At 41.2% G+C, this 21,428-nt stretch carries 23 protein-coding genes; 6 read left to right on the top strand and 17 right to left on the bottom strand.

Going from position 1 to position 21,428, the window contains the following annotated elements; genetic code table 11:
- Positions 1 to 52: 52 nt before the first annotated feature.
- The 6 genes from plsX to rluC are packed head-to-tail and all read right to left on the bottom strand — an operon-like array spanning position 53 to position 4,471.
- Positions 53 to 1,051, bottom strand: coding sequence for a phosphate acyltransferase PlsX (plsX, locus tag ABWV45_RS01580; RefSeq protein WP_353347992.1), 999 nt, complete (start codon positions 1,049 to 1,051; stop codon positions 53 to 55).
- A 2-nt stretch (positions 1,052 to 1,053) separates the two neighbouring features.
- Entirely contained in the window at positions 1,054 to 1,233 is a 180-nt protein-coding gene (gene rpmF, locus ABWV45_RS01585; protein ID WP_353347994.1) for a 50S ribosomal protein L32, read from the bottom strand.
- Positions 1,234 to 1,242: 9 nt separating this feature from the next.
- Complete coding sequence (locus ABWV45_RS01590; RefSeq protein ID WP_353347996.1) at positions 1,243 to 1,785, bottom strand: YceD family protein; 543 nt, start codon at positions 1,783 to 1,785, stop codon at positions 1,243 to 1,245.
- A gap of 59 nt (positions 1,786 to 1,844) precedes the next feature.
- The gene (sppA, locus tag ABWV45_RS01595) at positions 1,845 to 2,813 is read right to left on the bottom strand and encodes a signal peptide peptidase SppA (protein WP_353347998.1); all 969 of its coding nucleotides are present in this window, start codon (positions 2,811 to 2,813) and stop codon (positions 1,845 to 1,847) included.
- Between the two features lie 22 nt (positions 2,814 to 2,835).
- Positions 2,836 to 3,504, bottom strand: coding sequence for an HAD-IA family hydrolase (locus ABWV45_RS01600; protein ID WP_353348000.1), 669 nt, complete (start codon positions 3,502 to 3,504; stop codon positions 2,836 to 2,838).
- Between the two features lie 10 nt (positions 3,505 to 3,514).
- On the bottom strand, positions 3,515 to 4,471 hold the full coding sequence (gene rluC / locus ABWV45_RS01605; protein WP_353348002.1) for a 23S rRNA pseudouridine(955/2504/2580) synthase RluC: 957 nt from the start codon (positions 4,469 to 4,471) through the stop codon (positions 3,515 to 3,517).
- Between the two features lie 411 nt (positions 4,472 to 4,882).
- On the opposite strand from rluC, the gene rne reads away from it, so the two are divergent.
- A complete protein-coding gene (gene rne / locus ABWV45_RS01610) occupies positions 4,883 to 7,357 on the top strand; it encodes a ribonuclease E (RefSeq protein WP_353348004.1) in 2,475 nt (824 codons plus the stop codon).
- 58 nt (positions 7,358 to 7,415) lie between these two features.
- Here the strand turns inward: rne and murB are convergent, their stop codons facing one another.
- Complete coding sequence (gene murB / locus ABWV45_RS01615; RefSeq protein ID WP_353348006.1) at positions 7,416 to 8,423, bottom strand: UDP-N-acetylmuramate dehydrogenase; 1,008 nt, start codon at positions 8,421 to 8,423, stop codon at positions 7,416 to 7,418.
- Positions 8,420 to 8,878 carry a low molecular weight protein-tyrosine-phosphatase gene (locus ABWV45_RS01620; RefSeq protein WP_353348008.1) on the bottom strand — a complete coding sequence of 153 codons (459 nt, stop codon included), beginning with the start codon at positions 8,876 to 8,878 and terminating at the stop codon, positions 8,420 to 8,422. Before ABWV45_RS01620 ends, murB begins: the two co-directional genes overlap by 4 nt.
- A gap of 146 nt (positions 8,879 to 9,024) precedes the next feature.
- On the opposite strand from ABWV45_RS01620, the gene ABWV45_RS01625 reads away from it, so the two are divergent.
- The gene (locus tag ABWV45_RS01625) at positions 9,025 to 9,774 is read left to right on the top strand and encodes a murein hydrolase activator EnvC family protein (RefSeq protein WP_353348010.1); all 750 of its coding nucleotides are present in this window, start codon (positions 9,025 to 9,027) and stop codon (positions 9,772 to 9,774) included.
- A gap of 3 nt (positions 9,775 to 9,777) precedes the next feature.
- Here the strand turns inward: ABWV45_RS01625 and ABWV45_RS01630 are convergent, their stop codons facing one another.
- Genes ABWV45_RS01630 through ABWV45_RS01655 form a run of 6 tightly spaced genes read right to left on the bottom strand, consistent with a single transcriptional unit; the run spans position 9,778 to position 15,922 of the window.
- The gene (locus tag ABWV45_RS01630) at positions 9,778 to 9,963 is read right to left on the bottom strand and encodes a Trm112 family protein (protein WP_353348012.1); all 186 of its coding nucleotides are present in this window, start codon (positions 9,961 to 9,963) and stop codon (positions 9,778 to 9,780) included.
- Positions 9,956 to 10,936, bottom strand: a complete 981-nt coding sequence (gene lpxK / locus ABWV45_RS01635; protein ID WP_353348014.1) for a tetraacyldisaccharide 4'-kinase — start codon at positions 10,934 to 10,936, stop codon at positions 9,956 to 9,958. The genes ABWV45_RS01630 and lpxK overlap by 8 nt, the downstream gene beginning before the upstream one ends.
- A 3-nt stretch (positions 10,937 to 10,939) precedes the next feature.
- Positions 10,940 to 12,685, bottom strand: a complete 1,746-nt coding sequence (msbA, locus tag ABWV45_RS01640) for a lipid A export permease/ATP-binding protein MsbA (protein ID WP_353348016.1) — start codon at positions 12,683 to 12,685, stop codon at positions 10,940 to 10,942.
- Positions 12,686 to 12,687: 2 nt separating this feature from the next.
- Positions 12,688 to 13,101, bottom strand: coding sequence for an ExbD/TolR family protein (locus ABWV45_RS01645; protein WP_353348018.1), 414 nt, complete (start codon positions 13,099 to 13,101; stop codon positions 12,688 to 12,690).
- 3 nt (positions 13,102 to 13,104) lie between these two features.
- Positions 13,105 to 13,734 (bottom strand): MotA/TolQ/ExbB proton channel family protein, encoded by a 630-nt coding sequence (locus tag ABWV45_RS01650; protein WP_353348020.1) that lies wholly within the window; start codon positions 13,732 to 13,734, stop codon positions 13,105 to 13,107.
- A 37-nt stretch (positions 13,735 to 13,771) separates the two neighbouring features.
- Positions 13,772 to 15,922, bottom strand: a complete 2,151-nt coding sequence (locus tag ABWV45_RS01655; protein WP_353348022.1) for a DNA internalization-related competence protein ComEC/Rec2 — start codon at positions 15,920 to 15,922, stop codon at positions 13,772 to 13,774.
- A gap of 90 nt (positions 15,923 to 16,012) precedes the next feature.
- On the opposite strand from ABWV45_RS01655, the gene ABWV45_RS01660 reads away from it, so the two are divergent.
- A complete protein-coding gene (locus ABWV45_RS01660) occupies positions 16,013 to 16,537 on the top strand; it encodes a DUF2062 domain-containing protein (protein ID WP_353348024.1) in 525 nt (174 codons plus the stop codon).
- On the opposite strand, the gene ABWV45_RS01665 is transcribed toward ABWV45_RS01660, so the two are convergent.
- Together ABWV45_RS01665 and ABWV45_RS01670 are read right to left on the bottom strand one after the other, a co-directional pair.
- Positions 16,538 to 17,236, bottom strand: a complete 699-nt coding sequence (locus ABWV45_RS01665) for an ABC transporter ATP-binding protein (RefSeq protein WP_353348026.1) — start codon at positions 17,234 to 17,236, stop codon at positions 16,538 to 16,540.
- The gene (locus tag ABWV45_RS01670; RefSeq protein WP_353348028.1) at positions 17,226 to 18,470 is read right to left on the bottom strand and encodes a lipoprotein-releasing ABC transporter permease subunit; all 1,245 of its coding nucleotides are present in this window, start codon (positions 18,468 to 18,470) and stop codon (positions 17,226 to 17,228) included. Before ABWV45_RS01670 ends, ABWV45_RS01665 begins: the two co-directional genes overlap by 11 nt.
- 120 nt (positions 18,471 to 18,590) lie before the next feature.
- Between ABWV45_RS01670 and ABWV45_RS01675 the strand changes: the two genes are divergently transcribed.
- From ABWV45_RS01675 to ABWV45_RS01685, 3 genes are read left to right on the top strand one after another with little or no spacing between them, the layout of a single operon-like run.
- Complete coding sequence (locus tag ABWV45_RS01675) at positions 18,591 to 18,920, top strand: hypothetical protein (protein WP_353348030.1); 330 nt, start codon at positions 18,591 to 18,593, stop codon at positions 18,918 to 18,920.
- Between the two features lie 20 nt (positions 18,921 to 18,940).
- Positions 18,941 to 19,969 (top strand): agmatine deiminase family protein, encoded by a 1,029-nt coding sequence (locus ABWV45_RS01680; protein ID WP_353348032.1) that lies wholly within the window; start codon positions 18,941 to 18,943, stop codon positions 19,967 to 19,969.
- 13 nt (positions 19,970 to 19,982) lie between these two features.
- Positions 19,983 to 20,876: a carbon-nitrogen hydrolase gene (locus tag ABWV45_RS01685; protein ID WP_353348034.1), complete on the top strand. Its 894-nt coding sequence runs from the start codon at positions 19,983 to 19,985 to the stop codon at positions 20,874 to 20,876.
- A gap of 156 nt (positions 20,877 to 21,032) precedes the next feature.
- On the opposite strand, the gene ABWV45_RS01690 is transcribed toward ABWV45_RS01685, so the two are convergent.
- Positions 21,033 to 21,290 (bottom strand): hypothetical protein, encoded by a 258-nt coding sequence (locus ABWV45_RS01690; protein ID WP_353348036.1) that lies wholly within the window; start codon positions 21,288 to 21,290, stop codon positions 21,033 to 21,035.
- Between the last annotated feature and the right edge of the window lie 138 nt (positions 21,291 to 21,428).

Raw genomic sequence — 21,428 nt, forward strand, 5'->3', positions numbered from 1 at the left:
GACGTTTTTTATTAAATAGAAAAGAATGCTATATTATTTTTTTAGGAGGGGGTTATAACATTTCATCGTCTAGCATTTCAGCTATTTGTTGTAACAATTTGTTTTTTGCTAGTCTATAAGCACCGTCTATCGCATTTTCAAAGGCACACTTTTGAGATTTACCATGACTTTTTACAACTATACCTTGCACACCTAGCAATACACCGCCACTTTTTAAATCTGGCTCTGAGGCCAATCTAAGTGAATCCAGCACAGGTAGTGCAAATAAGCCAATCACACGTGTAAATATATTTTTCTTAAACGCTTTTCGCACCATGTGCGTCGTAAAACTTAACAAACCTTCCGAGCTTTTCAGTGCAATATTACCAGCAAACCCATTGGTAACAATGACATCTGCAATACCCTTATAAAGATCATCACCTTCGACATAGCCAACGTAATTTAGGCACTCTGAATCTTTTAAAATAGCATTCGCTAAACGGATATCTTCATTACCTTTAATTTCTTCACTGCCGATATTTAGTAAGGCAACTTTTGGGGTTTGAATTTCACCAATCGCGCTTGCATACGCAGAACCCATAACAGCAAATTGATGTAGATTTTCAGAATCACACTCTACATTTGCACCTAGATCCAACATATAACTGAAGCCATAGACATTCGGGAGTCTAGCAATCAAAGCAGGCCGGTCAATACCTAACATAGTCTTCAAGACATACCTTGAAATCGCCACTAGAGCACCGGTATTTCCAGCACTTACAAGGGCATCAGCCTCTTCGTTTTTAACCGAATCCACTGCCAAACGCATTGAAGATTGTTTTTTACGCAAAGCACCAGAAGAACGCTCCCCGCTACTTACGGCTTCATCCGTGTGAATTATCTTTAAACGAGTAGATGCAGTAGAGTCATTTAAGTAATGATCTAACTTGGCGCGATTACCATAGAGAAGGATATTTAAATCAGAGTGCGCTTCAAGGGCAGATAGCGCAGCAGGAACAGTCACGCGGGGACCATGATCCCCGCCCATTGCATCAATGGCAATGGTGACCATAATTAGCTGTCTTGTACTTCAACAACTTTACGACCGCGATAGAAACCATCTGCAGTCACGTGGTGACGCACATGAGTCTCACCAGAAGTTGGGTCGATAGACAATGCACGAGTGGTTAGTGCATCGTGTGAACGGCGCATACCGCGACGTGAACGAGATTTTTTGCTCTTTTGAACAGCCATTAGGCTCTCCTACTGTTTCTTTAATTGCTCTAGTACACTAAACGGATTGTTCGGCGCTTGTGTTTCAACCGGTTTTTCAACTTCTTTTGGCGTATCTACCAATTCATGATCACCACATTCTTTGTGATAAGCATACATAGGTAAGCTCAAAATTAGCTCATCTTCAATCACGGGTAACAATTCTAAAGATTCATGTTCAGCAATAACGGGTTCGTATTGCTTATCTAAATGCTTAGCTTGTTCATCGCTAAAAACGATACCGAGCTCAAAGTCAGTGACTAATGCCACCTCAACCGGATTCATGCAGCGCTGACACGTCATGCGTACATTGGCGTGACTCTTACCACGTAACAAGGCGGTGCCTTGTTCATCGTGCCCAAATTGTATCTCTACTTGAGCCTCACCACTGTCATCCTGAAGAAAGTCTTGAAGACGATCTAATTTGGAGACTGCAATGGAACCGCTGAATTCAGCTTCTTGTTCCACGCTTTTAAGCGGATCAACTCGTACTGGAAATAAAGCATGGCTCATAATGCGCGCAATAGTACTCATGGGACCAAGTCATGTCAAAGTTATTTGACGATTTTTCAAGTAAAATCAAGCACAAACCATCATTTTAGGCTAAGTGGCGAATTTGTCAGGCCTAATGAAGCAGCCAGACCCTGCCCCATAGATGCCCCTAGTCGCCCAACCAACGCCTCAAACGGCGAAGGTTGCGGAGTAAAATCAACGATTTTCTCCGCTCCAACCAATTCTCGAGCCACATAACTTGAGTTCCCCAACCCATCAATCAAACCTAAACCTAAGGCTTGCTCTCCTGTCCATACTAGACCACTGAACAACCTTTCGTCTTCTGATAGACGATCACCACGGCCTTTTTTCACTTGATCTATAAATTGTTTATGAGTTGTTGCCAACACCCCTTCCCAGAAGGTTTTTTCTTCTTTATTTAGCGGCGTAAACGGGTCAAGGAAAGCCTTATGCTCTCCGGAGGTAAACTGCCTACGCTCCACCCCAATTTTTTTCATTACATCCACAAATCCAAACCCTGAACCCACAACACCAATAGAGCCCACCAAACTGGCCTTATCAGCATAAATTTCATCTGCTGCAGCAGCAATATAATAAGCCCCCGAAGCACCTAAGTCCGAGATAACCGCATACACCGGAATATCATGCAATGCACGCAAGCGCTTAATTTCATCATACACATAACCAGACTGCACAGGTGAGCCACCTGGGCTATTGATACGCAAGACCACAGCTTTTGCTCCTTCTGCATCAAAAGCATTGCGCAAACCGGTTACAATTAAATCAGCTGAAGCCTCTTCTCCATCAGCAATTACGCCACGCACATCAACAAGCGCTGTAAAATTACCATCCGCACCGATGTCTTTTGTATCAATATTACCCGGCGCAAACAATGTTAAAGCCACGAACAAATAGGCAAACGTCATCAGCTTAAAAAATATCCCCCAACGACGAGCACGGCGTTGTTCGACATTGATTGAGCCCACCATTTTTTCAATCAACTTCCATTCTTTATCCGACTGAGGGCGATCTACAGGATCTTGGTACATATATTCCCTTTAATATTTATTTTCAAATAGACTTTGCTTGTAAATGAATCCAATCCGTTAATTGCTTCAAATCATCAACTATATGAATAGGATTACTTTTTTTCAATTTATCAAGTGCATGAGCACCATGTGTAATAGCAACTGAATCCACCCCTGCATTATGGGCCATATCCAAGTCAAATTGTGTATCACCAACCATCAGCATGTTATCAGTTTCTACATTTAGAGATTTTGATAATTCATGCAACATTAACGGATGGGGTTTTGAGCGGGTTTCGTCAGCACAACGTGAATCATCAAACACATGCGCCAACTTAAATTGGGCAAAGTGACGATTCAAACCCACACGCCCCTTACCTGTTGCCACAGCAAGCCTTAAATTTAAGCTTTTAATAACATCGAACAACTCAAGTGCATGTTCAAACAAAGCCATCTCAGAACGCTCTTCTGCCAAAAAGTGCACACTGTATTGTCTTGCAACAGATTTAACTGTGGATTTATCTAACTCAAGCTCTGGCCATAAAGCCACTATTGCCTCAGGCAAACCTAAGCCAATTATCTGTTTAACTTCAAACTCAGATCGAAATGGTAAATCAAATTCTTGCGCAGCACACTGCATGGATTCAACAATACGAGTTGTTGAATCCATCAACGTACCATCCCAATCAAAAATTATTGCTTTGTATTTCATAAACCACTTTTTAATTAATCGGTTCTAATTTGGATAAAAAACCACCATATAGTTGATCAATAGGTGCTTCCAAATGTAGTTTTTCTTTTGTTTTAGGATGGATAAAACTCAATGACTTAGCGTGTAAAAATAAACGCTTGGCACCTTCAATTTTTGCCTGTTTAAGCTCTTCATCTGTGGCGTATTTTTCATCCCCAACGATAGAATGCCCAGTAAATTGACAATGCACTCGAATCTGATGAGTACGACCCGTTACCGGCTCAGCATTGAGTAAAGTATAACCCTTATAACGCCTTTCTAATGAAAAACGCGTATGACACGATTTACCTTCTTGGGACGCCCTTACAACACGCTCACCGGATTTAAGTTCGTTTTTCAAAAGAGGCACAGTGACATCTTTCACATGCTTAGGCCAACCACCATAAACCAAAGCCCAATATCGCTTTTGAATTCCCGATTTTTTTTGCAGCATTTCATGCAAGGCAACTAAAACTGAGCGTTTCTTAGCCACCAAGATAACACCTGAAGTATCTCTATCTAAACGATGGACCAATTCCAAACGTGTTATATCAGGGCGAATGACACGCAAAGCTTCAATCAAGCCTAAGCTAATACCACTCCCCCCATGAACAGCCATACCTCTTGGCTTATTTACCGCAATTAAAGAGTCATCCTCAAACAATATGGCAGCCTCAATATCATGGGCTAATTTATCAGGTACATTTTCAATCTTTGACTCTTCTTTGACACGAACAGGAGGAATACGCACCACATCCCCCTCCTTCAATTTATAATCGGGTTTAATACGCCCTTTATTAACCCGCACCTCTCCTTTTCGAATAATTCGGTACACCATAGACTTTGGCACCCCCTTTATTCGAGACATCAAGAAGTTATCTAGACGCTGACCTGCATAATCTAGGCTTACTTCTTCAAAAATAACCCCTCGCTTAGAACTTTCTGACATATAAAACTCATAGTTAAGAAAAACCAGTTTGACGCATTGTCAATCTTTGCTATATTCAGCCATTCCGGTTGTACCCTGGGCTAAAGCGCCCCAAACAACATTGGGCCCGGATGATAACGTAAGTTAGGGAAAGTTAGATAGAAACTTCCCGGAATTTTGGCATTTAGCGGCCAAATTGCCGCTAGATATGAAAAACGATACGTTCTGATTGAGCAAGGGGTCTTGCTAAATCAGCTTATGTTTCGTGTCGGTGTTAGCACATTCATGTAAAAAAACAGCTAAACACCCCTGCGTGGAAGTAGTCAATCCAGAGTCGGTATAGAGATCCACGCAAAGCACGCATAAATATTTTGATTAGCTCAACCCTTGTGTTTCGAGTCAGAACCACATAAATATGAGCTCTATAAATTAATGAAAAGAATGCTAATTAACGCCACTCAATCAGAAGAGTTGCGTGTTGCACTGGTCGACGGCCAACGCCTGTACGATCTAGATATCGAACCTACGACAAGGGAACAAAAAAAAGCCAACATCTATAAGGGTAAAATTACTCGTATAGAACCAAGCCTAGAAGCTGCTTTCGTAGACTTTGGTGCGGAACGTCATGGCTTTTTACCTCTTAAAGAGATCTCCCGCGAGTATTTCAAGACATCAGTATCTGGTCGCCCTAACATCAAAGAAGTCATTGAAGAAGGCCAAGAGGTCATTGTTCAAGTAGACAAAGAAGAGCGCGGTAATAAGGGTGCAGCCCTTACTACAATGATCAGTCTTGCTGGCCGTTATTTGGTTCTTATGCCGAACAATGCCCGCGCAGGTGGTATTTCTCGCCGTATTGAAGGTGATGAGCGCAATCAAATTCGCGATGCAATGCGTGAAGTAAATGTGCCTAATAACATGGGCGCTATCGTTCGTACTGCCGGTATCGGTCGTGCCTCTGAAGAACTTCAATGGGATTTGGATTACCTAGCTCAGCTTTGGGATGCCATCAAAGGTGCTTATGAGCGCCGTCAAGCTCCTTGCCTATTACTACAAGAAAGTAATGTGGTTATTCGTGCGATTCGTGACTACCTACGTCAAGATATTGGTGAAGTTTTAATCGACGACAAAACGGTTTACGAAGAAGCCCAAAGCTTTGTACAAGCTGTAATGCCTCAGTATGAAAATAAAATCAAACTGTACGAAGACAGCACTCCTCTATTTAGCCGTTACCAAATTGAAGCCCAAATCGAAACTGCGTTTCAGCGCGAAGTGAAACTGCCTTCTGGTGGCTCAATTGTTATCGACACAACGGAAGCGCTTATTTCTATCGATATCAACTCTTCACGCGCCACAAAAGGCACCGACATTGAAGATACCGCCGTCAACACCAACTTAGAAGCCGCTGATGAAATCGCTCGCCAGTTACGACTTCGTGATATTGGCGGTTTAATCGTAATTGATTTTATCGATATGATGTCCAATAAAAATCAGCGTGAAGTTGAAAATCGCATGAAAGATGCGCTAGAAATTGATCGTGCACGTGTACAAGTTGGCCGAATCTCACGCTTTGGTTTACTTGAAATGTCTCGTCAGCGTTTGCGCCCTTCTCTAGGTGAAACCTCTGGCCATGTTTGCCCTCGCTGTGAAGGTACTGGGTTCATCCGTGATATGCGTTCTCTAAGCTTGTCGCTAATTCGTTTAATCGAAGAAGAAGCCAGCAAAGAAAATACGATTCAAGTGCGTACAACGGTTCCTTTAGAAGTTGCCACGTTCCTGACCAATGATAAACGCCAAGAAATCATGACCATTGAGCAACGACACAAAGCTCAAATCCTGATTATTCCTAACCCGAACTTCCATACTCCACACTTTGAAGTAGCGCGTATTAGAAGTGGCGAAAACCAGTTTGATCCAGTTAGCTTTGAAATCAACTATGAACAAGAGCTAGCTACCGAACAAGATGCTCAAGTGAAAAAAGAGACTGCCGCAGTACAAGCGGTTTCGAGTGCACGCGCACCTGCTCCGATTGCAGCTGAAGCACCTCAAGAGCCGGGATTATTAAGCAAATTTGCAAGCACCTTGTCAGGGCTATTCAAAAGTGAAGAAAAGCCCGTAGCAACGACTAAGAAAAGCACATCCAGCAAAAGCTCTAGCCGAAACCGCAGCAACTCTAGCAGTAACAGCCGAAACAACCAGCACCGCTCTAGTAATCGCAATCGCCGTAACGAGCCTAAGAAAGATACTCGTAACAGCCGAAATAACGATAGCAAAAGCGAAAAACGCAGTGAAGGTAAATCCGAGCAGCCTCGTCGTGAACGCAGCAATGATAGCCACAACGAGTCTCGCTCTCAAAACGCGCCTCGTCGCCGCAATCGAAAAGAACAATCTAATAAATTAGATGAAAATGTTGCTCGTAAAGTTGAAGAAGTTAAAATCAACAAGAGTAATACTCAGGAAGCGAAAAAAACTGAAGTAAAGTCGGTAAAAACTGAAAGCAAACCTGATTCAGTACCAGCTAAACCTCAAACACCAAAAAATGAAGCCCCTAAAGCCTCTGAGTCTAGTGTTAATGCAGTTGCAAATAAAACCGAAACTGCAAAAACCGTCAAAACAGAGCAAAAGGCTGTGCCTTCTGATGCACCTAAAGCTGAAATAAAAGCACCTACAGAAAGCAAAAAAGTAGAGCCAGTAAAAGCTCCTGAAGCTGCCCCTGCACCACAAGAAGCAAAAGCTGAAACACCTAAAGCTGAAGCTCCTAAGGCTGAAACGCCTGTAGCTGAAGCGCCTGTTACCAACCAAGCACCCAAGCGTGCCTACAACGACCCTAGGGAAGTGAAACGCCGCCGCTTGGAAGCAGAAGCAAAGGCTCGTGCAGAAACAAGCCAAGAAAGCAGCAGCAACGTATAAGCACTGCTTTTCCATTAAAAAAGGCCGCTAATAGCGGCCTTTTTTAATGGACTGGGTATCAACTAATTAGTCTCGGCTCTTGTTCTAATTCTATTCCATACTCGCTTTTCACCAATGTCTTAATTTCGCGGGCTGCATTTAAAATATCCTCTGCGCTTCCGTCATGGTTAATTAAAACCAATGCCTGTAAATCATGAACACTCACGGGACCAAACTGCTGTCCTTTCAGCCCTAATTGATCGATCAGCCAACCTGCCGGAATCTTGATTCCATCTTGCTGTTCATAACGTGGAATATTAGGAAATTTCTTAAGTAGCACTTCAAAAGCTTTTAAAGAGAGAACTGGATTTTTAAAAAAAGACCCCGCATTAGGCAAAACCTGCGGATCAGGCAACTTACTTTTGCGTACCTCAATTACCCATTGCGCAAGCTGCTCTGGATCAGGCATGCCTCTCTCACTTGCCATTGTATTTAAAGGTGCATAATTAACATTCACATTTTGTGATTTGAGCAGTTTAAAATCCACATGAGTAATCAGCGTATTATTATCATGAGCCTGCTTAAAAATACTTTCACGATAAGCAAAGCAGCATTCGTCATTTGAAAATGTGAAAGCCTTGCCTGTATCTAAATAAATACCATGTACTGCTTCAATAAAATCTTTTACTTCTACGCCATATGCACCAATATTTTGTACAGGGGCAGCTCCTACATGCCCAGGTATATAAGCCAAGTTTTCAAGGCCATACCAATTTTGGCCAATACTATACATGACCCAATCATGCCAATTAAAGCCAGCTTCAACTCGAACTAGAATCCGATCTGAATCTTCTGAAATAATTCGGGAATCTCTACCCGTATACTGAAGTACAATACTTTTCACACAATCAGGAAGCACGATATTACTTCCACCGCCTATCACCTGAACTCTAGTCTGATGTGCTTTAGCGTAATCCAATACTTCTTGTACTTGCTCTAATGCATTGACCTTAACCATCACTAAAGCCGTAGAGTCAACGGCCAATGTATTAAGTGATTTCAAGGAGACGTTATGTTCCAAGTTCATTTGTTATAACTTCTATTGATCCATGCTTCACAGGCATCCTCTAGTAAATCTAGTACCTCTTCAAACCCCTGATCACCGCCGTAATAAGGATCTGGTACATTGTTAAATCCTAATGTGCCATATTCTTTCAAAAACAATACTAACTGCGCACTTGCGTTACTGGGTTTTAAAGCCAATAAATCTTGATAATTAGATTCATCCATTGCAAAGATATAATCAAACTCATAAAAATCATTTACATTAGCCTGCCTAGCCTTTAAACCAGACATATTAATGCCTCTCATATTAGCCGCCGCTTGAGATCGAGCATCAGGAGACTTCCCAATGTGATAAGCCGCTGTACCAGCGCTATCTATCTTAACGTCCAACGCTTGTTCCGAGGTCAGCTTTCTTAGCACCGCTTCAGCTGTTGGGGATCGGCAAATATTCCCCAAACACACAAATAACACATTCATAAACTATCCAAAAATTGCCCTAAACAAGGTTAACCCTTGCCGCTTTTTTCTGTATTGATTCATTGTACACCCTGCTATTCCTACATTTCCATTAACTGGCAAACATTATGCAATTACAGTCGTAACAATTAACATTGGTTTAACTCATGCAAGCGCAACCTAAGCTCATTGACTTACAAAAGACTGATAAAAAAAACATAAACCTTAAAGCTCAAGGGTCAAGTCGAGCAAGGTTCATCCTCGGATTAAATAATAAAGTAAGCCATATAGATAAGCGCTTACAAAGGCTAGAAAAAACCACAGATCATGTATTGAGATTCAGCATAGGTTACAAAGAACTAGGCTTAACATTCATTTTAGCGATTTTGGTATTTACCAGTATAAGCCTTGTTCTAAGAGACCCTCACTACAATACACAAATTCACTCAACATATTCAAACAATCCAGAAGTAATTAACAATGTGCCTGTCGTTCAAAGCGCAAATAACAATCTATCACCTACAAGACCAGACCAGTCCATCAATGGTCCAACTCAACTTAAATGGCCTTTAGAAAGACAACCCAATATCACGGATATTGACTATACCAACCATAAACATGGAATAGAGCTACATGCTAAATTAGGCGACCCAGTGGTTGCCATTGAGAAAGGCGTCGTACTGTACAGCGGTAACGCCATTAACAGCTATGGCAATTTGATTTTAATTCAACACGACAACGATATAATCAGCGTTTATGGTAATAATTATTCAAATTATGTAACTGAGGGTGAGCCAATCGGCAAAGGTCAATTAATAGCAGCTGTCGGAGAGTCTAACGGAAAACAGGCCAAGCTCTACTTTGAAATTCGTTACAAAGGCAAAGCTCAAGACCCATTCGTATATTTTAAAAAGTAACCGCTATTTTGCGAGTTTCTCATCAGTGCTTAATGCTCGCCCACTTTCTGGCAACATAACTGGGATATCGTCATCAATTTTGTAAGCAACACCATCGAACTTACAAATTAGCTCGGACTTTTCTTTATCTAAAATCAAATTACCCTTACATAACGGGCACACAAGTAAAGAAAGTAATTTTTTATCCATGGTCTCTCACCCAATTATCTAGCGAATATTTTATGTTATTTTTAAATACCTGTGGAAGATTTGCTGCGATCTGCAAATACCACATATCTTTTGATGCAAAGCGTTTAATTTTTACCGCGTCTTTTTCTGTCATCAATATCTGTGATGGTAACTGATTTAAGTCGGATTCACTGTACGCATAGTGATCTGAAAACCATTTATGCTCAACATGTATATTTAACTCACTTAATGTTTGCTTGAACTTTTCAGGGTTACCAATTCCAGCAATTGCCATAGCACCATCATTAATTCGAAGTGCATTTATGGCCACCTGCTCTTGTGTTTTCACATTCACCCAGCAAACTGGCTCTATTTGAAAGCTGTGATCAGATAGCTTACTTTCACTGGTTAACACGTAGTCCACACTCGAAAGTCTGTCCGTCCCTTCTCGTAACGGTCCAACAGGCATAATCTGCTGATTACCTAGGCCTCTAGAGCCGTCTACTACGCAAACCTCATAGTCCCGATACATCTGATAATGTTGCAAGCCATCATCACTTATAACAATACTTACACCGTGCTCAATTAAATGTTTAACACCACGGGTCCTAACAGGGTCAACCACCACTGGCACACCTAAAGACCGAGACAACATAAATGGCTCATCCCCTACTACATCACAGCTATCGTCAGTGGTAATAATATGGGGAAATTGATCTAACGAGCCTCCATAGCCGCGACTTACAATGCCAGGGTTGTAGCCTAAACTTTGCAAATAACGTACTAAGGACTGCACAACAGGTGTTTTACCTGTACCACCAATGGTGATATTACCCACCACTATTACAGGCACTGAAAAAGGCTGAGGATTGTTAGCCAAAAAAGTCTGGCGTTTACGTTTAGTTATTACACTAACTAAAATGGTTAATGGATAAAGCAGCCAAGTCCATTGAAACCAACCGTACCAACTTGCATTAAATAGGCGCTCTAACACGGGCTATCCACTAAATTGCATATCATAAAGGTTTTTGTAAAAACCACCTTTACTGATCAATGAATTATGATTGCCACGCTCCACTATTTCACCATTATTTACCACTAAAATAGTGTCCGCATTTTCAATTGTACTTAACCTATGTGCCACCACAAAACTGGTACGATTTTTCATTAAGTTATCCAATGCATCTTGAATATAACGCTCAGACTCAGTATCTAAGGCACTGGTCGCCTCATCCAAAATTAAAATTGGAGCATCTTTTAATATAGCCCTAGCAATGGCCAAACGTTGACGCTGCCCACCTGACAACATCACTCCATCGTCTCCAATGATGGTATCCATACCTTGTGGCAATTGCTCAATAAACTCTAGTGCATGAGCCGCTTTAGCTGCGATGTAAACTTCTTCCTTGGTTTTTTCAGCTAGGCAACCATATGCAATATTATTGAAAATCGTATCATTAAATAATGTAACACCTTGGCTAACTAACGCGATCTGACGACGCAAATCATCCAATGGATAATTTTTGATACTAGTGCCATCTAAGAATATGTCTCCTGTTTCATAATCATAGAACCGTGTTAACAAATTAATCAGTGTCGACTTTCCGCTTCCTGACTTACCAACCAACGCGACGCTTTCACCGGGTTTTACCTCAAGTTGTATATTTTTTAAAACCATTTCATCTGAATCTGGGTATGAGAAACTCAAGTCTTTAATCGTGACATCACCGTTTGATCGAGTAATGTCAATTTCTCCCAAATCGTCTTCAACAGGACTACCCAAAACATCAAAAATACTTTTCGCAGCAACTATGCCCTGTTGAATCATGGCATTAATACCTGCCAATGTGCGCATAGGCTTGGCCAATGTACTGGCGGCCGTCATAAAGGCCATCAATTCGCCGAAGTCCATACCACCAATTACCCTAGGATCTAAAGCCACCCAGATTAGTGCACCGATAGACATGGCAACAATCATCTGCATGACGGGCACACTTATAGCTTTCACGCGGTAAAATTTAATGGTCTGTTTACGGTTTACGTCACTGGCACCAGCGAAACGATTTTTCTCGTATTCATGACCAGAGAATATCTTAACCTCTTGATATGCGTTAACAGCTTCTCCAGCTATTTGGGTCACCTTTCCCATACTACCTTGAACATTGATACTGTATTTTTTGAAATACTTGTTAGCTTGTTTAACTATCAAAGCTAAAAAAGGCGCTGCGGCAAAGAAGATAAGTGTCAGCTTCCAATTCATATAGAACATATAACTAAGTAAGAATATGACAGTTAAGCCTTCCCGAACCAAACTGGTAACCGCATTTGTAATAGAGCCGTAAACCTGTTCAACATCAAACGTGATTTTTGAGATGATATGGCCTTTAGCGTGCTTATCAAAAAAATCGTTTGGCAAGATCAAATAATGATTAAATAATGCGGTACGCAGTTTATGCACCACTGTGCGACCCACTTTTGCTAAAAAGAAATCTCCCAGAAAACTGCCCAACCCTCTAAATGCAAAAATACTCAAAACCATAACCACCAAAAGAGACCGCGCTTCAATTGTTGGGGTTTGATAGGTCTGTTCAATTAAATCCATCAAATGAGCAAGCATAGGTGCAGTAGATGCATAGATACAAAAACCAAGCATAGCAATGGCATACATGGCTTTTTGTTGAAATACAAACCCAAGTAGGCGCTTATAAAGCGCCCAATCGGTTGTAGCTTCGGACTGTTTCATATTTATTTAGCTTGTTTACTGGTAATACTCAATCGAGAAAAACCCAATTGACCGGCCGCATCCATGGCTCGTACTACAAATTCATGAGGGGTAGCCGCATCCGCGGTAATAATAAACGGCAGGCTTCGATCACCCGCCGATACTTTTTCAATGGCCTGTTTGAGCACAATGATTTTTTGCCCGATTAAAGCTTGGCCGTTTACGCTGTACATACCTTGATTATCTATCAACACTTCAACCATGGTATCGGGTGCTTGTGCAACCTCACCATCTGCTTCTGGTAAGTTTATCGCTAAATGGTTTTCCTTGGTAAAGGTGGTACTTACCATGAAAAATATCAACAACAAAAATACGATATCAATCAAAGGGGTCAGGTTTAAGTTAAGCTCTTCTTTATTTTGACGCTTAAAATTCACAATTTAACCCTCTGGCATCTCACTAACTTCACGGTCACCGTGCAGTACGTCCACCAGTTTCACAGCTTCTTGTTCCATGAATACGACAATTTCATCAATACGACGCTGTAAGACACGAAAACAAATTAACGCAGGAATGGCAATCATCATACCCGCTGCAGTGGTCACAAGGGCTTCTGAGATACCCCCTGCCAGTACGCCAGCATTACCTGTACCCTGCGCCAGAATTTCATTAAAGACTGAAATCATGCCCAGTACTGTTCCTAATAAGCCCATCAATGGAGCAACGGCAGCAATGGTACCTAACGCGTTCAAAAAGCGCTCCATTTCATGAATAGCCTTACTGGCAGCCTGCTCGATGGCTTCTTTAGTAATATCGCGGCCATGACGGGAGTTACTCAACCCAGCTGCTAAAATCGAACCTAAATGAGATTCTTGTTTTAACTGCTTAAGTTTAGTGCCGTCTAATTCGTTATTTTTTATCCACATCCATACTTGAGCAAGCAAGTGTTTAGGGGCTATTTTTTCAGTTCTGAGTGTAAAAAAACGCTCAATACAAATGGCTACGGCCAAAATAGAGGACAAAATAAGGGGAATCATCATCCAGCCGCCAGCAAATACCAGTTCTTTCACCTCATTTACTCCTAAAATTTTTATTCTGTTAATGCAATTAAGGGCGGTATGTTGAAACAACTAGCGCCGCTTGTCTAGGTGGAAAATCAACTTGAAGGGCCCCATTTATAAAGGTTGTGTACACCGACAGGTTTCTATCGGTTAATTTGATTAAAGTTTGTTCATGTGGGTGACCATATCGGTTCAAAAAACCAGCAGATATAATTGCAGTATGGGCATCAACCACATCTAAAAAATTATCAGAACTGGATGTTTTACTACCATGGTGTGGCACAATCATCACATCTGACTTCAATGTCTGAGAAAAACGAGAGATTAACTTATCTTCTGCTTCTTGCTCTATATCTCCAGTGAACAAAACACTTTGCTTGCCAGTAGAGGTTATTTTCAATAAACACGAACCATTATTACCCTCATAATGGTCGGGGGACTGAAAGCGCTCAAATAAGACACCATCCCACTCCCATTGTTCATTTTTACAGGCATTTTGCGTGATCACTTCATTTGTAAACGGGATTAGCTGATTTTTACCACCTGCATGGTCATTATCATTGTGGGTTAGGTGCAACAAATCCACACTTCTTATGACTTTTTGCCTAAGGTAAGGCATAACTACCATGTCGGCCAATGTAGCCCCATTCATAAACCTAGCACCTGTATCTACAACAATCGTACGATTCGTAGTCTCAACTACTGCCGCACTTCCTTGTCCAACATCTAATACAGTTAAACGAAACCCGCCGCTATGAGAACGATTTACGGGAAGCAACAAACCAATCACTAAAACAGCGACAGCCAATCTTGTTAATGCTAACCCTACTGGTAATACCAATAATATAAGGGATAAACAAATAAGCAGAACATTCCCTTCATGAATCGGTAACCACCAGCTCAAGAACGCTTTCCCGAGCTCTAGAAGTTGAAATATTAAATTCAGTCCGTATTCAATTTCTGAAAATAGTTGAATTGAAAAAAGCCCGTATAAAATAACGGCCACAACAATAAGCGGCATCAGGATTAAGCTAAATATGGGAATCAACAACAGATTAACCAAAAAGGCCCCTGGAACAACCCCTTGCCCAAACCCAATTAATACTAAGCCTCCAACACAAAACGCCAACCACTGCACTTTCAATAACCCCATATACCAAGGTAATTTACGATACCCACTTAAACCTATAATCAAAGCCCCCACTATAGAAAATGAAAGCCAGCTTCCCATATCCATAAAGGCAATCGGATAAAGAAACACCGTTCCAATAAACCCTGCGATTAAATAATTAAGCACATGAATATGGCGCGAAGAAATTACAAACACACCGGCACAAAACAACATAAAAAATGCCCGTAACGCCGGCACTTGAAAACCAGAAAGATACCCATAACAAAAAGCTGCCAGCACACTAAAAAAAACAGCCACTTCTTTTGCATAACACCAGTGAAACAATAATAAAGGCCGCTGCAACCAATAAACTATTAATCCAATAAATGCCCCCATAATTCCAATGTGCAATCCAGAGACAACAAAAAGGTGGCTTATACCTAATGAATATATTGTTCTTTTGATATCGGCTGGAATACTGGATTTATCTCCCAATACCAATGCTCGTAATATAGGAAGCTCATCCCAAGCAAACATATCAGAAACAGTAACTTTCAATACATTTTGTGTATCGTTTATTACTCGGTTTTGTGTCGATTTCACATTTACATACGCTTGGGCTGTGTACCCTTTGGTAAGCATCCATTTTCGATAGTCAAAGCCTTGAGGGTTAGCAAAAGCATGTATCGGCTTTATGCGTAAATTGAAAATCCAAGTTTGGGAGGGATTCAATACATAAGGACAGTAATAACAACTGACTTTAAGCTTTTCAAAATGTGGCCCTTGGGTGTAAAAATCAAACCCCGTTTTATTAGCTTCAAAGGTTAGGTTCTCTACCCTTCCTTTTAATGTTAGCTCAATTTTACCTGCCGACTCTGGCCAAGCCTGTTTATCTGCTATAAACCAATGAGTGCAAACCCAAATAAGCCCTAGCATAAATGCTAAGGCCAGAATAATTTGCTTAGGAGCAACAAAAGCCACCAATATGAGATATAAGGGAGATAACAACAGGACTTCTAAAGGAAAAATAGAAGCCAATAATACACCTATAATAAAACCATAAATGGGTCGTATCTGAACTAGCATGATCTATGCATTCCGTGCATAATTGCGCCCACTTCTGGGGACACATGTCCATTGATTTAAATTATTCCTGGGGACGTGCCAGAGAAAACTATGCCAAAAAAGACACTTAAGCGGTTATTCCCCAACCCTAAGACCATTCAGCAACAGCCTTCTTTACAGTTTTTAGGACCATTACTTCATGAACCTAATCTTTGGCATTTAAACCGACGATCTGTTTCTCGCGCCTTTTTAGTCGGAGTATTTTTTGCCTTCATGCCCATGCCATTTCAAATGGTTGCAGCGGCATTAATTGGTGTTTTTGCTCATTCAAACTTACCCATATCCATAGGACTTGTTTGGATCAGTAACCCCATCACTATTCCACCTATTTTCTATTTCACCTATAAAGTCGGCACGATATTATTAGACACCCCTACTCGTGCATTCGAAATCGAGCTGTCTTTAGAGTGGGCACTCACAGAACTCGGAGCCATTTGGCAACCTTTGATTCTAGGCTCTTTATTGTGCGGTGCGATATTCTCGCTAGCCAGCTATGTAGGTATACGTTTATTTTGGCGTTTTCATGTCATTAGCAACTGGAACAAGCGCAAACTCAAGCGCCATTCCAATTCGTAATTAAGCAAGCTCTACCATGGGCTTTAATTGGCCATCTAACAGCGTATAACTTTCTTTTGCTAATCGAGCAAAGCTTTGATCATGGGTAACCACAACAAAAGCGGTATCCATATCTTGGTTTAACTTTGCAATTAACTGCTGTACATCATGAGCAGTTGAAGCATCAAGGTTTCCAGTAGGCTCATCCAGTAGAACCAAGGCTGGCTGTGTGATTAATGCTCGTGCAATGGCCACCCTTTGACGTTCACCACCGGATAACTCTGCAGGCTTATGCTCAACACGAGACTTCAAGCCAACTTTCGCCAACATCTCACTAGCCCGAGCTAATGCCTCAGACTTATTAATACCCTGAATCCATAATGGCATGGCCACGTTTTCTATAGCACTGAACTCAGCTAACAAATGATGAAACTGATAAACAAATCCTAAATGCTGGTTCCGAAATTTACCTAAGCTGGCTTCATTTAATAGTTGGATGTCTTGCTCACCCCATAACACCTTACCTTGCGTTGGTGAATCAAGGCCGGCAAGCATATTTAACAATGTGGTTTTCCCTGAACCTGATGCACCAACAATGGAAACCCAATCCCCTTTTTGTAAGTTAAACTCCAGATTATCCAACACACGAATGGGCTCAGGCCCAACTTTATATTCTTTGACCAAAGACTGGCAGCGTAAAACCCATTGATTAGATGTCATAACGTAATGCCTCGGCAGGTTTAACTTTAGAAGCCTTGTAGGCAGGATATAAAGTTGCAAGAAAACTCATTAATAAACCACTACCAGTAACAATACAAACATCCATCCATTTGAGTTCAGATGGCAAATAACTAATAAAGTAGACATTAGCATTCAAAAATTGAATACCTAACAAATGCTCAACCCACGCAATAATATCGGAAACCGTCAGCGCTAAAATAATGCCTAATAGGGTTCCTAACAAAATACCAACCACACCAATTACCGAACCCTGAACCATGAAGACTTTCATAATACTGCCAGGGGACATCCCAAGAGTTCTTAAAATGGCAATATCCCCTTGTTTATCTGTGACTACCATAACCAGAGTCGAAACAATATTAAAAGCCGCAACCGCTACAATTATCAGCAGTAACAATCCGATCATGGTTTTTTCCATTTGAATGGCTTGAAATAAATTGCCGTGCGTCCGTGTCCAATCACTACTGGTAATACTGGCATCTAAATCAAACGTAAGGTTCCATGCTATTCTGGGCGCTTGAAATAAATCTTCTGTTTGTAATCTCAAGCCTTGGGCTGAATGTTTCATGCGAGCCAGTTTTGCCGCATCTGTCATATGAATGTATGCAAAATTAGCATCCAATTCTGCACCTACTGAGAAAATACCACTCACAGTAAAACGCTTTAATCGAGGCATAACCCCTGCTGGAGTTAAACTTGCTTCAGGCATTATTAGGGTTATTTTATCCCCTAACGTCACCCCTAGCTTTCTCGCCAAAAGATCCCCTAATATCACCTGATAAGCACCACCCTGAAGAGATGTAAACTCTCCCTGCTTCATAAAGTCAGGCAATATTGAAACTTTGGCCTCCCATTCTGGCTCGATGCCGTTAACCATGACGCCATGAACGCGGCCTTTATGGGTCATCATCCCCTGAATATTTACAAAAGGAGCAACACCCACAATCCCAGGTTTAGCCTCCACCACTTCAGCTAATGCCTGCCAATCCTCTAAACCATCCCTTGCATAAAGCGCAGCATGAGGCACCATACCTAAAATACGCTGACGAAGCTCACGATCAAATCCATTCATGACGGACAAAACCAAAATAAGCACCGCCACGCCAAGCGTAAGGCCAGCCATTGAAATAGCAGAGATAAATGAAATAAAGTGATTACGCCGCTTAGCCCCTGTGTATCTGAGACCAATTAAAACAGGCAAGGTTTTAAGCATTCGCTATAACTACCAATGTGAAAAAACGTAAGACTAATGAATTCCCTTGTGAAATGAAATGGTCTTCATGATTATTTAACGCTAAAATTTAAGGATAGAATCAACCTAATGGCTATGAATATGAAATCATTGCAACTACATAAAAGCATCACAGCATTCACATTACTGCTTTGTGCATGCATTTCATCCTATGCAAATGAAAATGAAATAGTTGAAACCCACACAGAAATAGAAGAAATCTCCATCCCTCTATCTGCTAAAAACATAAAGCAAAATAGCATTGGCCCTACAAGGGGCACATCCATGAATACGGTTAAGCAAACATATGGGGAACCAATAAAGGTACATCCAGCAAAAGGAAAGCCCCCCATTACTCGATGGGATTACCCCACCTTTAGCGCCTTTTTTGAATCAAAGTCCCTTATTCATACTGTTAATCGCTCAAACTAACATTTATTCAGAATACACACATGAACCGATACCTACCTGCTGAATGGCACCCTCAATACGCCATTCAGCTTACTTGGCCTCACGCAGAAACTGATTGGCACTGGATATTAGCTGACATCCAAGTATTTTATATCAACCTAATTAACACCATATTAGAGCATGAGCATGTTATTTTAAGTGTGCAAGATTTATCGTTAGTAGAAACAATCAACCGCAGCCTAAAACAGAAGAAATTTAAATGTCATTATTATGCTTCACAAAATAATGACACATGGACAAGAGATCACGGCCCAATAGCTGTTATAGAAAATAACAAACTGGTTATAAAAGACTTCATCTTCAATGGCTGGGGTCAAAAGTTTGATGCCTCACTGGACAACCAAATCACTCAAAACTTATTTAATCAAAATGCCTACCCTAGTGATCAACTAGACAAGGTCAACTTCATTTTAGAAGGTGGCAGCATCGAAAGTGACGGCAAGGGCTGTCTTTTGACCACTCGCCAATGCCTATTAAATACCAACCGGAACTCATCTTTAAACCAAGCTCAAATCGAGCAGCTATTAAGCAGCCAACTGGGCATAAAAAAAGTATTATGGCTAAACCATGGGGATTTACTAGGCGATGATACTGATGCCCATATCGACACACTGGCAAGATTTGCCCCCAACAATCAAATCATTTTTCAAGGCTGCAATGATAAAAACGATGCTCATTTTGATGAGCTTCAAAAAATGAAAGCCCAATTAAGTGAGCTTACCAACTGCCCAAATGAACCATTTAAATTGATTGAACTTCCTTGGCCCGATGCTCAATATGACACTGAAAGCAACGATAGGTTACCAGCCACTTATGCTAATTTTTTATTCATAAATAATGCTGTATTACTCCCTACCTATGGTACTCCCCAAGACCCAATAGCCGTTCAAACTATGCAACAAGCACTGCCAGAATATAAAATCATCCCAATTGATTGCTCAATGGTTATTCGCCAATTTGGCAGTTTGCATTGCTTAACCATGCAAATTCCAGCCGCTGTAAACCCATAGGAAAATCCAGATTATGTCTCAAATAATTAAAGTGATTGGTATTCAGCAAACATGCTCAACTGAAAAAGCACAATCATTTGAAATTACCAAAACGCTTATTAAACAAGCATCAAAGCAATCACCAGATTTAATCGTTTTGCAAGAACTACATGCCACAGATTATTTCTGCCAAACACAGGAGCCCAATAAATTTGACCTAGCCGAGCCACTTGACGGCCCAACAGCTCAATTTTTAAGTGCGCAAGCGAAAAACTCAAACGCGGTGATTGTAGGATCTATTTTTGAAAGACGAGCAGCAGGCATATATCACAACACAGCCTTAGTTTTTGAGCGAGACGGCTCACTTGCTGGGTTTTACCGCAAAATGCACATTCCTGATGACCCAGGCTTTTACGAAAAGTACTACTTTACTCCTGGCGACCCTGATGGCTTTGAACCAATACAAACCAGCATTGGTAAACTTGGTGTAATGGTGTGTTGGGACCAATGGTATCCGGAAGGCGCTCGAATAATGGCCCTAAAAGGGGCTCAAATACTCATCTACCCTACTGCCATAGGCTGGGACGATACAGACACACCTGACGAGCAAACTCGTCAAAAAGATGCGTGGATTGGCGTTCAACGTGGCCACAGCATCGCAAACAACCTGCCTGTTGTTGCCATTAACCGAGTCGGGCACGAACCAGACCCAAGCAATCAAAGTTCTGGCATTAAATTCTGGGGGCATTCATTTATTACAGGGCCTCAAGGAGAGTTTCTAGACATAGCCGAACACCAAGAGACCTGTTTAATACAAGCCGAAATTGATTTTAATAAAACTGAAAAGACTCGTCGAATTTGGCCCTATTTCAGGGACCGCAGAATCGATGCTTACACAGGTTTACAATCGCGATATATTAAAGACTAACCCCTTCTGCATACCGCTTATAATGGGAACCTAAGCACATTCTGCAATTCTCAGTTGACTCATGACTTTCGGCATTACAGAAAGTCATGTTGTTGCAACAAAAAGCCCAGCAAATGCTGGGCCTTTTTCTATATGGTACAACCTACTTTTTAGGCGCTAGCCAAAGAGGTCGTAACTCGGGCCATTCGTGATAGTATTATCTGGCTCAGTATCTAACCAAAGCTTAGGTTTGCTAAAGGTCTGCTCCATTGAGCGAGCAAGTGAATCTGAGATGACTTTTTTGCTAGTTGGGGCCATTAAAGCGGCGATTTGCTCTTCATCTTTGCCAAGACACATTGCAAAGGATAATTCATCCAGTGCATTTTCAAGCATGATAGTTGAAGCATTTGTACGCCGTATTTCGGCTAAGTCCATAGTGACCTCCATTTTGAGCCTATTATAGTCAGGTTAACCAACAGGATAAACCTTAGGGTTAGCCGTAAAAAATTAATTTTATGACAGATCTCAAGAAACCAGTCCACGAGGCTGTTTTCTTCATAAATCTCTGTTATA

It is taken from the genome of Oceaniserpentilla sp. 4NH20-0058 (assembly GCF_040371755.1).
Classification (GTDB): Bacteria; Pseudomonadota; Gammaproteobacteria; order Pseudomonadales; family Oceanobacteraceae; genus Bermanella.

Excerpts from the sequence above, each read along its gene's own strand:
- plsX (WP_353347992.1), bottom strand. The coding sequence starts at position 1,051 with ATGGTCACCATTGCCATTGATGCAATGGGCGGGGATCATGGTCCCCGC.
- rpmF (WP_353347994.1), bottom strand. The coding sequence starts at position 1,233 with ATGGCTGTTCAAAAGAGCAAAAAATCTCGTTCACGTCGCGGTATGCGC.
- ABWV45_RS01590 (WP_353347996.1), bottom strand. The coding sequence starts at position 1,785 with ATGAGTACTATTGCGCGCATTATGAGCCATGCTTTATTTCCAGTACGA.
- sppA (WP_353347998.1), bottom strand. The coding sequence starts at position 2,813 with ATGTACCAAGATCCTGTAGATCGCCCTCAGTCGGATAAAGAATGGAAG.
- ABWV45_RS01600 (WP_353348000.1), bottom strand. The coding sequence starts at position 3,504 with ATGAAATACAAAGCAATAATTTTTGATTGGGATGGTACGTTGATGGAT.
- rluC (WP_353348002.1), bottom strand. The coding sequence starts at position 4,471 with ATGTCAGAAAGTTCTAAGCGAGGGGTTATTTTTGAAGAAGTAAGCCTA.
- rne (WP_353348004.1), top strand. The coding sequence starts at position 4,883 with ATGAAAAGAATGCTAATTAACGCCACTCAATCAGAAGAGTTGCGTGTT.
- murB (WP_353348006.1), bottom strand. The coding sequence starts at position 8,423 with ATGAACTTGGAACATAACGTCTCCTTGAAATCACTTAATACATTGGCC.
- ABWV45_RS01620 (WP_353348008.1), bottom strand. The coding sequence starts at position 8,878 with ATGAATGTGTTATTTGTGTGTTTGGGGAATATTTGCCGATCCCCAACA.
- ABWV45_RS01625 (WP_353348010.1), top strand. The coding sequence starts at position 9,025 with ATGCAAGCGCAACCTAAGCTCATTGACTTACAAAAGACTGATAAAAAA.
- ABWV45_RS01630 (WP_353348012.1), bottom strand. The coding sequence starts at position 9,963 with ATGGATAAAAAATTACTTTCTTTACTTGTGTGCCCGTTATGTAAGGGT.
- msbA (WP_353348016.1), bottom strand. The coding sequence starts at position 12,685 with ATGAAACAGTCCGAAGCTACAACCGATTGGGCGCTTTATAAGCGCCTA.
- ABWV45_RS01655 (WP_353348022.1), bottom strand. The coding sequence starts at position 15,922 with ATGCTAGTTCAGATACGACCCATTTATGGTTTTATTATAGGTGTATTA.
- ABWV45_RS01660 (WP_353348024.1), top strand. The coding sequence starts at position 16,013 with ATGCCAAAAAAGACACTTAAGCGGTTATTCCCCAACCCTAAGACCATT.
- ABWV45_RS01665 (WP_353348026.1), bottom strand. The coding sequence starts at position 17,236 with ATGACATCTAATCAATGGGTTTTACGCTGCCAGTCTTTGGTCAAAGAA.
- ABWV45_RS01670 (WP_353348028.1), bottom strand. The coding sequence starts at position 18,470 with ATGCTTAAAACCTTGCCTGTTTTAATTGGTCTCAGATACACAGGGGCT.
- ABWV45_RS01675 (WP_353348030.1), top strand. The coding sequence starts at position 18,591 with ATGAAATCATTGCAACTACATAAAAGCATCACAGCATTCACATTACTG.
- ABWV45_RS01680 (WP_353348032.1), top strand. The coding sequence starts at position 18,941 with ATGAACCGATACCTACCTGCTGAATGGCACCCTCAATACGCCATTCAG.
- ABWV45_RS01685 (WP_353348034.1), top strand. The coding sequence starts at position 19,983 with ATGTCTCAAATAATTAAAGTGATTGGTATTCAGCAAACATGCTCAACT.
- ABWV45_RS01690 (WP_353348036.1), bottom strand. The coding sequence starts at position 21,290 with ATGGACTTAGCCGAAATACGGCGTACAAATGCTTCAACTATCATGCTT.